Source organism: Bacillus sp. AFS073361, from assembly GCF_002567005.1.
In the GTDB taxonomy this organism is placed as follows: domain Bacteria; phylum Bacillota; class Bacilli; order Bacillales; family Cytobacillaceae; genus Neobacillus.
In genome coordinates this window covers 1-11,398 of record NZ_NUZU01000230.1, presented here as the reverse complement: position 1 = coordinate 11,398, position 11,398 = coordinate 1, and the positions used below count along the sequence as shown (strand labels likewise).

Annotated in this window: 12 protein-coding genes; 7 read left to right on the top strand and 5 right to left on the bottom strand. The window is 34.6% G+C overall.

What is annotated here, in order from left to right:
- Positions 1-862 precede the first annotated feature (862 nt).
- Both COJ96_RS27890 and COJ96_RS27885 read left to right on the top strand, forming a co-directional pair.
- Positions 863-1,090: a hypothetical protein gene (locus tag COJ96_RS27890; RefSeq protein WP_098576949.1), complete on the top strand. Its 228-nt coding sequence runs from the start codon at positions 863-865 to the stop codon at positions 1,088-1,090.
- A 191-nt stretch (positions 1,091-1,281) separates the two neighbouring features.
- Positions 1,282-1,887 (top strand): hypothetical protein, encoded by a 606-nt coding sequence (locus COJ96_RS27885; RefSeq protein ID WP_098576947.1) that lies wholly within the window; start codon positions 1,282-1,284, stop codon positions 1,885-1,887.
- A gap of 267 nt (positions 1,888-2,154) precedes the next feature.
- On the opposite strand, the gene COJ96_RS27880 is transcribed toward COJ96_RS27885, so the two are convergent.
- Complete coding sequence (locus COJ96_RS27880) at positions 2,155-2,730, bottom strand: CBO0543 family protein (protein ID WP_098576945.1); 576 nt, start codon at positions 2,728-2,730, stop codon at positions 2,155-2,157.
- 358 nt (positions 2,731-3,088) lie between these two features.
- On the opposite strand from COJ96_RS27880, the gene COJ96_RS27875 reads away from it, so the two are divergent.
- The 4 genes from COJ96_RS27875 to COJ96_RS27855 all read left to right on the top strand — a co-directional run bounded on the left by COJ96_RS27875 (position 3,089) and on the right by COJ96_RS27855 (position 5,752).
- Positions 3,089-3,298: a hypothetical protein gene (locus COJ96_RS27875; RefSeq protein WP_098576942.1), complete on the top strand. Its 210-nt coding sequence runs from the start codon at positions 3,089-3,091 to the stop codon at positions 3,296-3,298.
- Between the two features lie 186 nt (positions 3,299-3,484).
- Complete coding sequence (locus COJ96_RS27870) at positions 3,485-4,462, top strand: NAD(P)H-dependent flavin oxidoreductase (protein WP_098576939.1); 978 nt, start codon at positions 3,485-3,487, stop codon at positions 4,460-4,462.
- Positions 4,463-4,803: 341 nt separating this feature from the next.
- Positions 4,804-5,229 (top strand): MaoC family dehydratase, encoded by a 426-nt coding sequence (locus tag COJ96_RS27865; RefSeq protein WP_098576937.1) that lies wholly within the window; start codon positions 4,804-4,806, stop codon positions 5,227-5,229.
- A 277-nt stretch (positions 5,230-5,506) separates the two neighbouring features.
- Positions 5,507-5,752, top strand: a complete 246-nt coding sequence (locus COJ96_RS27855; protein ID WP_098576934.1) for a hypothetical protein — start codon at positions 5,507-5,509, stop codon at positions 5,750-5,752.
- Positions 5,753-6,159: 407 nt separating this feature from the next.
- On the opposite strand, the gene COJ96_RS27850 is transcribed toward COJ96_RS27855, so the two are convergent.
- The 3 genes from COJ96_RS27850 to COJ96_RS27840 form a co-directional block, all read right to left on the bottom strand.
- The gene (locus tag COJ96_RS27850; RefSeq protein WP_098576931.1) at positions 6,160-7,569 is read right to left on the bottom strand and encodes an MFS transporter; all 1,410 of its coding nucleotides are present in this window, start codon (positions 7,567-7,569) and stop codon (positions 6,160-6,162) included.
- 90 nt (positions 7,570-7,659) lie between these two features.
- The gene (locus tag COJ96_RS27845; RefSeq protein WP_098576929.1) at positions 7,660-8,469 is read right to left on the bottom strand and encodes a TrmB family transcriptional regulator; all 810 of its coding nucleotides are present in this window, start codon (positions 8,467-8,469) and stop codon (positions 7,660-7,662) included.
- A gap of 194 nt (positions 8,470-8,663) precedes the next feature.
- On the bottom strand, positions 8,664-9,134 hold the full coding sequence (locus COJ96_RS27840) for a hypothetical protein (RefSeq protein WP_098576926.1): 471 nt from the start codon (positions 9,132-9,134) through the stop codon (positions 8,664-8,666).
- Positions 9,135-9,382: 248 nt separating this feature from the next.
- Between COJ96_RS27840 and COJ96_RS27835 the strand changes: the two genes are divergently transcribed.
- Entirely contained in the window at positions 9,383-9,589 is a 207-nt protein-coding gene (locus COJ96_RS27835) for a hypothetical protein (RefSeq protein ID WP_098576924.1), read from the top strand.
- Between the two features lie 701 nt (positions 9,590-10,290).
- Here the strand turns inward: COJ96_RS27835 and COJ96_RS27830 are convergent.
- Positions 10,291-11,196 (bottom strand): branched-chain amino acid transaminase, encoded by a 906-nt coding sequence (locus COJ96_RS27830; RefSeq protein WP_098576921.1) that lies wholly within the window; start codon positions 11,194-11,196, stop codon positions 10,291-10,293.
- Positions 11,197-11,398: the final 202 nt, after the last annotated feature.

The following is an 11,398-nucleotide window of genomic DNA, read 5'->3' as shown; positions in this document are numbered from 1 at the left end:
TTAAAAATGACTCCTGACAGCAACGTTAAGTAAATGGTTTACAATGATTTATTTAGTCGTAGGTATGGGTGTGATGCTAATGATTCTAATTCGTGTTGGTTTAGCGGTCGTCAACTTTGAGGTATCAGAAGAAAAAAATAATGAACTGCAAAAACTTATAAAAAAGCAAAAGACATCTAAACAAAAAAAATAATCATTTTTGAATTAACAAAGCAACGAATACTAGCCCTTACCGTACAACCAAAGCAAGGAATTTTTTTAGCATGAGGTTTATCTTGAAGTGGAGGAAAATACTATTATTATCATGATTGTTAACACAAAATAACCAAATCCAATCTCTTTATTTTTGTCCCCCAATATTTTACATAGCAGGCTTTCAATCAGCTGGTTAAGAATTAGTAAAGCAATAAATAAAGGAATAAGTATTAATGGGTTATTTCTCACGAGATTATAATCAAAAAACTGGATTGCCATAAAAACAAAAATATAAGATATTAATCCACTAATATTTCTGGAACCTCGTTTAAAAAGCCATCTAACTAACTGTTTTATTTGATTCAATAAAAAAATCTCCATTTCGACTATTGTGAATTTATAATAATACGTATATATAATTGTAACATATTTCCATGAATGAGAAGGAACAAGAAATAAGGGCTTTTGCACAAGAATTTAAAGATCTATGTGAAGATGCAATAAAACAAAAGAAACACATATACGCTATAGGAGATTAGGTAATTTTTCTTCTCAGACTCAGTTTCCACCATTTTCAGCTATCGGATGTAAGAGTTTAAGGACGTTTACTGCTTCAGAGTTTATTCTTATTCCAACCCTTTTTAATAATCAATGGAGAAAATAAGTTATGACACAGTTATTTGTAGGAATTAGTTGTATTATTATTGGATTTGGTTTAAGTTCACTTAGTTTTTATGAAGTTAAAGATGGTTTAAAAATTCTATTTGAAGAGCGAAGTAAGATAAAGAAGGTTGCCTTTTTCTTTACCATATTTGAATATGTGACAGGGATTTTTATGGTTGGAATCCTGCTGATTTTATTTGGCATAATTGCCATTGTATTAACATTTTTATGAAATAAACTGTTGAACTAACAGTTGCTTAAGTAAAAGACGGGATGCTGCGGCGATCCCGTTTTCTTATTCTATCGGGGCAGGTTAATTACTTAAAAAATTACCCTGTTCCCAAGAACTAATTTTTCTAAATGAGATAATATAATGAACATAGATGTTGGTTAAAAAGGAGAAAAGAAAGGAGATGCTTATGGTTGAGTAATAGTAAAAAAAGATCTGATTCAAAAAATTGTCCAAATTGCGAGAAGAATCCATGTTGTTGTCCAATCGGAAATACTAATAAGAATACTTTTAACCCGACAATTAACGTCAATCCTGTAATTAATATTTCATCTACACCAGTTAACGGTGAACAGGGATTGCTTACAGAATTTGATGGAAGTGTATTACCGGGAAGTGATTTCGAACCTATTAGATTGACACCTATTACAATAGGGACAGCCACTTTGCATATAGATGATCCGAGTGATCGCGTTTTGTTACATGCAACTATTCATTCCATAAATCCTAATACCTTTCCTATATTGATACGATTTTCTATCTTCCGCAATGGAACTGAAATATTTAGCACGACCGATAATATCCCATTTCTAGAATTTATGCCAGCTACAACAACTGGTTTTTCATTCTTAGATAAGGCACCTTTAGCTGACGTCTCTCCCTCAGGGTTAGTCCTATATGAACTTAAAACAAATAGCTTACGAAGTGAAGCATCTTTCAAAGTCGGTGGTTCCAGCGATACAGATTTTATTGTTTTTACTGCTTCTAAAATCAAAGCCAACAATCCAAACAACATTTAACTTGTTTGTTCCAACGTTTAAGTTAAAATAAGGCGATTGCTACGGTGCAGTCGTTTTTTTCGTGCTCAATGTTCTACTAGATGGTTGTTATTCAATTAAAGGAAAACCATTTATTATAGTGGGGAATGTAACATAATTGATATTTTCTTACAACCAGGGCAATTTCTGTCTTTGTCTTATTCCACTGGTTACATAATTTGGAATGATAAATCAGAATCATTCATTTTAGAAAATCAATAATGAAAAACATCGGAATTGGGGCTGATATTATTTAGGAGTTGTGTATTTTTTTTGAGTCCATAAAAAAACGTTGGTTATAAATTTTGCTGCTAATAATACAAAAATATAGCCAATTAAAAGATGAACATAGTTTGTATTTCCGTACATTCTAAATAACCCTAGTTCAACTAGTATCGGTTTTATAGCAAATGCAAAAATTATTGCAGTAATAAAGGAATATATGTAGTAATTTTTTTTATTATTTAATGTCCATTGATAAACAAGCATAAAAGAAACTGGGACTAGACTTGAATCTATAGCTAAACCAGGCAGATGAGGAATTAATGGAATTGGATAATTCCAGAACCCAGCATGCTTTCCGAATAAGTCCACATAAGCAAATATTATATGAATACTATAACCAAAAAAGCCAATTAAAAAAATTTTATTTTTATCAATTTTAAAAAAAAGTATGATAAGCGGACCAATCAGAAATGCTACCAAAATCCAGTATTCAAAAGAAGCATACAGTTCATATTCTTTCCAATAATCAATTAAATCGTTTGTGGACCTTTTCCCCATTTTTACTATTTCATCAAATTTATCAATACGGGTATTTTCCAAATTTTCCACCCTTTATAATTTACATTATTTGTGAAAATATTTTCCGCCAGATTATAAATTTTATTCATAAATTACTCTTTTTCTAAATTATTTTAGGTTTTAAAACCTTGCTACAGAGGCTTCCTATGGTATCTGTTAACGCATTTGCTTCTTCCACTAATGGGTACATTACTGGGACAACTGTAATGCTTTTCTTTTTGAAGTAACGGGGCAGTTTAATAATATATCTTCCATTTGTTTAATTGTGTACCTGCTCATGTTATAATGAGGAACTTAGGATAATTACGACTTTTACTCATAATTTGAACGGATGCCAAGAAAAGCCTCCGACTAGCGATAAAATATGGGGGTTAAGAGAATGAATAAACGATGGACGATTGGTAAAATTAAAGAATTTGTTGAGAACAATTCAGAAAGTAAGTTGCTAACGACGGAATATCACGGTTTTTCTCAAAAGTTACTGTTTAAATGTACATGTGGTAGCAACTTTGAAAAAACATTTACGAAATTTAAAAATAATAACCAACGTAAATGTGACGTGTGCCAACCGCAAAAAGAGTCACGTTAAACGTATATAACGGGTGCGTTGATCCAATTAGGATTAACGCATTTTTTATTGAACTTCTTATTGAACAAATGGGGCAGCTTAACACAACAAGTGCTTCCTTTTTAGGAGTAGTTGCAGGATTAATTATCTTTTGTGTGGAATGTTTAAACAAATACATAGCACATCTGAAAAGGAGTGGGAGAAACTATGAAAACACGAGTAACGGAGATTTTTGGAATTAAATATCCAATAGTACAAGGGGGACTTGCCTACCTTGCTTTTGCTGAACTGGCTGCTGCGGTCTCGAATGCAGGAGGACTCGGACAGATTACTGCTGCAACACTAGGCTCAACTGAAAAACTTCGTGAGGAAATTCGTAAAGTACGCTCACTTACCAATAAGCCATTCGCCGTAAACTTTGCTATTGCAAGGCACGATGGGCAATATAAGGAATTGCTTGAGGTTGCTATTGAAGAGAAGGTACCTGCAATTTCTATAACAGGAGCAAATCCCCAACCTATTTTTGAACGTATAAAAGGAGAAAATATTAGAACGCTTGTCCTTGTTGCAGGTGTTAGACAGGCACAAAAAGCAGAACAACTCGGTGCTGATGCTGTAATGGCAGTTGGACAAGAAGGCGGTGGACATTTAGGACGAGACGATATTGGTACAATGGTACTTATTCCTCGTGTAGTCGATTCCGTATCGATTCCAGTGTTAGCGAGCGGTGGGATTGGCGACGGACGAGGTTTATTGGCAGCTTTTGCACTTGGGGCAGAAGGAATTGAAATGGGTACTCGCTTTATTGCTACTCAAGAATGCGTTCACGCAAACGAGAAATATAAGCAGGCAATTGTTAATGCGAAAGAGTCGGATACAGTAATTATAAAAAGAACAATAGGTTCACCAGGACGTGTCTTGAAAAGTGAATTTACTCTGGATATTATCGAACGTGAAAAAGAGGGAGCAACCTATGAAGACCTGCAAGATATAATTAGCGGAAAGGCTAATTGCAGGTATATCTATGATGGAAATGAAGCAGAAGGATTCGGATGGGCTGGACAGGTCATCGGTCTTATAGACAATGTTCCTACGGTTCAGGAGTTATTTGACCAAATGATTCTTACGGCAGAAAAAGGATTGAGTCGTATAGGTAATATTATCGGAGAACGAGCCCATCGATAATCTTTTACTATATTTATGGGACATTATCTAAATCGTTAATGGTTGCTGCGGCAACCATTTTTTATTATGAAATTAAAGTTTGTGAAATGATGTACATAAGCTAACGGGTGCAAGAGTTAAACAAGAGGTTGCTGTAGCAGCGTCTTTTTTTCTTATTGAACTTACTAAACAGGATAGTTAAATAAGGTATTTACAATCACAAAGATGAATTATATATATCCCCAAAAAAGTATTCTTTTCTATTGATTTTAGAGGATTTTGAGTATTTTTTTTACTTGATATGCATTTGATGCTACCTTAATATAAACAAGTGCAAAAGTTTTTAAATAAGAGGTGTAATTATGAAGTTTGATGAGTTTACAGTTGGACAGGTGTTTGAAACTAAGTCCTTCAAAATGACAAAAGCGGATATTATGAGATTTGCAAGAGAATTTGATCCTCAATATATGCATTTAGATGAGGAAAAAGCAAAGCAGGGGAGATTTGATGGAATCATCGCTTCCGGACTACATACATTAAGCATTTCAGTAAGGCTTTGGATTGAACAAGGTATCTATGGTGATGATATCATCGCTGGAACAGGGATGAATAATATGAAATTTATAAAACCGGTGTATCCTGGTGATGAATTGTATATCATCGCCGAGGTTATCGATAAGAAAGCGACGAAGAATGAATCGGGAATCATTACTGTATTGTTATCTACTTACAACGATAAAGAAGATAAAGTATTAGAAGTACACCTGTCGGGATTGATTAAGCGATGATGTGTTGTAATTGAAAATAAGTGAAATAATCTACACAAGTCAATCGGCCGTATAAGTAAGCCGGACTATAGTTTATATGCTTTTAATGTTTGCGGCGAAAAGCCTTCAATACGTTTATCAGATTCATACGTTACCCATACTTGAGATAATAACAAGTTCATCTCTAAAAAGTAAAAAATTCTTGCAGCATATTTAGGCATAATAATTTTTATTAAGTTTTGGATAACTCCAGAAAAAATGAAAAAAATACGAAAAAAAGAAGAGTGGAGGGTTTACAATGTCTTTTTGTACTAATGAAGAGGGTAAGTTTGAAATCGATACCAATATTAATTTCCGTGAATCCATACCAAACGTTGATAAAAATTTAAATGGAGATTTTTTGACCGATGAAGCCTTCACTGTTTTTTACGATGAAAAAACAGGAGAAATCATTCCCGTGGAATATTTAAACCGTCATAGTGGATTTACCGAAGACGGTAGAACCTTAATGATCATTGATGGAATGGTATATAGTAGAAGATGAATCCCGATTCTGGAGGATTAAGATCTGGCCAAGAAAAAATTATCCATTAAAATTGATACATTACAAAAAAACAATTTTAGCGTGGATGATTCGGATTATATTTGGGCTGTGGTGGATGTTTGATTTTCCTGTTCCTGTACTTAATTTACATTTCATTTTGCTTGGAACTTCTTCATAAACCAGTCATCATCATAACCCGACAGCAAGTCTGCCGGGTTATTTTTAGATGAAAAAGAGGGATTTTAATAAATTTTGCCCGAACGTAGATCCGAACTTGCCCTTGCTCATAGCTGTTCTCCTGGTCCCCGTATCTTAAAGATTTAAGTATATAAAAAAAACCTATAGATGAAACACTCTTTTTCAAGTGTCCTATCTATAGGTACCATATTAAAAGCTAGACTTTTGAATTACACTTGGCCATTAGGAACGAACCTTTTCCCTCTCAGCCATTTAATCAGGCTCAAGATGATAAAACCAATCATGATATACGAATACCATTGAATAGCGTGGGTAAGACCAATCAATTCTCCAATATATCCAAGTGTCACCATAGGAATGCTGATGCCTAAGTAGGTTACTACGAAAAATAATGATGTCAAATTAGTCCGCATCTCATTTGTGGAAATTTGGTTCAGATAAGCTAAGCTGCCGGCATAGCTAGGACCGTTCCCTAATCCAATCAAGACCGTTGTTAATATAAGGAAGAATAATGACTTTGTAAATAAGGTAACAACGAGAAAGATTAGCCCAATAATTAATAAAATATAGCCTATAATGATTGACCGAAAGGCAGACTGTTTTCTCAACATGATCTGATGTAAGGTGGACACGCCTAAAACTAAAGCGACCATCGTCCCGGATAAACTTAAACTCGCATGACTAGTAAAAAGTCCAAGGTATGTGGGCATCACCGATAACATTAAACTCATAATTCCCCAAGATAGAAAAGAAGTGGAGGATGCCATTAGAAAAGGCCATCGAAATTCTTTCGTCACCGAGGGGAGTCGAAGAGAAGCTGCTCGGTTTGTAGGAACATTTTTTTCTAACATGAACTTTAATCCTAATATTCCAGTTGCAGCAAGTAAAATGTGTATAAGATAAGAAAATTGTAAAGGATAGGGAGCATATTCTCCAAGAAAACCAGAAATAAGTGGCCCCAAGGCATTTCCGAGCGTACCTGCTATAGCGGCAACAAATGCACTTTTCACTTTGTCTTGAAAAGGATGAAGCTCTGTCATATATGACACAGCAATTCCGTTCAGAATTCCTACGGATAATCCTTGGAAAATGCGAGCTAATATTAGTCCATTGACTCCGTCTGATACAGCAAAGCCAATGGACCCAAAGATAGAAAGCGTGACCCCAGTAAATAGCACTTTTTTCCTTCCCCACTGCTCAGAAAGCTGTGCAACCGTGATGATGGTTGGAATCACAATTAATGCATAAAGTGCATAGATAAAAGTCATGGTCCCGGAAGTAAAATTCCATTTTTCTTTATACAAAGAATAAAGAGGAGCAGGCAAGTTCGTACCAAGAAGGGTCATACACAAACAAAAAGCTACTAACCAAAATGAATACCGTCTTTGCTTAGCTATATCTACTTTTACTACTTGTGATAATGCTCCAAGTTGATCTATAAGCAAATCAAATGAATCCTCACTACCCGTTGCGGCCATATTTATTTGCGTTAAATTGGTTTTCTTGTATTTTCCCGCTTTGATTTTTTCAATATTATATCCTCTATGAACAAAAAGGTCGGATAATTGAGCCAAGACCCCCGGATGGTTCTTTACTAGAATCGATATTGTATGAATCAAATGTCACTCAACCCTTTCTCAATTGTTTTTCTATTATTATAGATGTTATTTAACTAACTACTATAAAAAAATCAAAGAAAATACGGTCCTTCATTCGAACCGTTTTCCTGTAACTACGTAATACAAATCTGGATCGTTTCTCCAATATGATTTGACTTTATCCGTTCCTATTTGTTTTGTTAACTCACCATAGGCAATATCATGCCGGATATATTCGATTGCCACCAAAACTAGTGCAGGATCTTTTGTTTTGACTGCCCAAGCAGCAGTATTCGGGGCAAAATTAGCTATTAACACTTCTTCCATGTCGCGAGCCACAATCGTTAGTCGCCCACCCATCCGTTTTTCTGCTATTTTCGGAGCCATAAAATCATGGTGGTATGTAACCCCTAGTTTAGTTTCTGGTTCTGAAAAAAGCATAGAAAACACCTTTATTCCCTCATTAGTTCGTTTTTCTATTTCTTCCTTGATGAAAGAGGCTTGTGGATTCCAAATGGACAGCCAGATTTCATGGTGTGCCTTTTCAATCATGTTCACAATCTCAGCCATTACGTGTTCATCGCTATTCACACGCCAAATAACATCGGTTTCCCTTTCATTTTCCAGCGTTTTTAAATTCTTTTCTAAAAAGTCAAAGGAATCTTCAAAACTTTTACGTAATCGCCGAATTAGCTCTTCGGCAGGAAGAGGAACATACTTTACAGGTTCTGAAGGAACGGTATAAATGGCACCTTTATCCAGTAACTTCCCTAACACCTCATAGATCATCGAACGAGGCACACCAGATCTCTTGCTAACCTCATATCCTGTGACAGGTGAATTTATTAGCAGATTAATATAAGCTTTGCACTCATATTGGGAAAAACCTAATTTCTGAAGTTCTTTAACAATTTCCTCCATATATGACCTTCCTTATGTAGTAGTTAGTATTATACTTACTATATTATGTGTTAGTATAGATGTCAATTTAAGTGGGAAGAAGGGGACAGATTAATTTTCCTACTTAATTTAATTAAGAGAAAGGGTAGGAATATGTAGGGCTGTTTAGTGTAAAAAGAACGTTTGAAAACTAAATAAAAAGAGCCGATAAATTATCAACTCTTTACATCCCGTGCAAATGGAGGGGCATCAATACCATCTTCAAGTGCGAGACGTGCAGCTTTTACCTGGAATCTAATTAAAAGCAGTTGCTCAGTGATGTCAGGATCAGCACTTAAAAGTATAGCTGTGTAAATATATCTGATAGCATCGTTGGTTTTATCTAATGCCAGCAATGCTCGGTTGTCTGATAGTTTAATTCTTATGGGATCATTAGGATAGATAGGGTTAGGTGGAAGGATAGGATCAGTTGGCCATTGTATATTTAAAGGGGGAGCATCAATAGTATTAAAAGCATCTGACAGATTATCGATGGCATCTTGATATAAAACTGGTTTGATTGGATTGGGTGGTAAACCAAAACCTTCAAGTTGTTGAATGATAAGTTTTGCACTATTCGCAAATCGAATGGCTTGTACTGTTAAAGCCAAGACAATTCTTACTGTTGCAACTAAGTTTGTTGACATTATTTTCACTCTTTTCTAATGAAGTCATAATAGTTTATGCAATCCAGACAAGACTGTAAAGGATGTTGTGTACATTTGTGTAGAATTGCGAATAAAAATTTGTTTCCATATTGAGTTTTTAACTTAGTTTAAGAATTAAAACTAAAAATACATAACACTTTTACAATTTTGAGGTAGTTTTTTCCTTTAATAATAATCGAATGAAAGGTGATGATATAGAGGTATTACAATTAAAAGGAGATGTTCTTATGACTCAAATTGATGTAAATCAACTAAATCAAGCAAAAGCAAATGTAACACTCACCCAGGAATTATTAACAAAAGCAATTGAAAAGGCAAACTCCGATCCTACACTTTCCCAGGAAGCGATTAAACAGGCATCAAACGAGATTTCGTCTGCTCTAACTGCCGTAACACAGGTACAAAAGGCATCTCAAGCCCAATCGACAGAGTGATTAAATCGTTTTTACCTGATATAACTGAATAATCCCTATGACAATGTCAGGGGATATTATTATGGGCAATAATTGCCGGTTATTCTTGGACTAACGATGCAGTTTAGTTAAAGAAGAAATGATCTTTTTTATCGCTCTATTGCATTTAATTTCATTTTTTTTCAAAGGTGCTATTGTAAAAGCACTTATGAAAAAAAGGTTGGTTTATTAAATTCACTTAAATTTACCGTAAATGATTTAGAACGAATGTGTTTACAGAACTGGTATGCAGTATAATACTTTTGGTGCTTATGTTAAAGAAGGGATCGCTACGGTGGTTCCTTCTTCTTATTGTACTAACCGAGCAGTTTAGTTTAAGAAGGAAAATGTTGATTGAAGGGAGAATGTATTATTGAAATAGCGTATTTTAAAGGCTTTGGTTATACATAGGGGAACTGAATGTGTCTAAAACATTAAAATAATTTTATCACTTATTGCATTATTTTTGGTAATTTGCATCGTTGCGGGTTATGCAGCTTTCTATTCGAATTAAATGATTATCGTAGAAGGACCGTCCATAGGGTAGACCAGTGACGGTCCTTTCTCTATTTGCACAAATAGGGCTTTCATTAAACGAAGGTAGCCTTTTTTCCCTTTAAGTGATGCAATCCCCATAGGTATTCAATCGGAGGTATACTTTATTTATCAGACTGCCATACTTGCTAATACACCGGTGTGCAGTAACCAAAATAATTTGGATTGTTTCCTCTAACAATATTTTCATAAAGAAAGCGGATATTTTTAGTAAAAGCACCTTCACTACCTTTTCCTATAATCCTATTGTCAATATTTATTATAGGTTTGATACCTATAGCTGTGCCTGTGAAAAATACTTCATCAGCAGAGTAGAGTTCTGTTCTTGACAGACTTTTCTCAGAAACAGGCAAATGCAATTCGTTTTTAGCCAACTGAATGATAGTATCACGCGTAATTCCTGAAAGTATATTATCGGATATTGGCGGGGTAATCAATTTGTTATTTTTTACTATAAAAATGTTTTCGCCTGGTCCTTCACTTACATTCCCCTTATCCGTTAAAAAAATAGCTTCATCAAAACCATTTAAACTTGCTTCAGAAGTCGCTAATCCGGAATTTAAATAACTTCCCGTCGATTTCACCTGGGGAGGAATCATATTATTACCTGATCGATTCCATGAAGAAACACAAACCTTTAGAGCAGGCTTTGGCATATACTCTATCTTTGTGCAATAAATACTTACCCGATTAAAAGGGTCTATTAAAACAGGACGCAGTGTATTTGCTCCTTTAAAGCAAATGGGTCGTATATAGACATCCTCCCGAACATTGTTTTGTCTTAATAATTGAATTGTCCAATGAATTAATTGTATTGTTGAATATGGAATGTGGATATGAAGAGAATTACCAGAGTCATGGAATCGTTTATAATGGTCGTAGATTCGGAAAATAAACAATTGGTTTTGACTTTCATTCCAAAAAGCTCTAATTCCCTCAAAGCATCCCAACCCATAATTTAATCCTTTATTTCTTATACTAACCGAAACCTTTGATTCTTCTAGAATTTCCCCTTGATCAAAAACATACCTCATATATTCTCCCACCAATAACATGACATTTACTTAAATTTATAATCGAGAATGCTAATTTATTACCAAAATAAATGCAGGTATTCTATGAACTACACCTAAACCTCATTTTGCTACAAAGTTTTAATATTTCGATGCTTTAACTAACAAAGAGTCGTAGCAGGGATCTTTGTTCTTGTTCCACCACCATGAAAATTAACTTCTG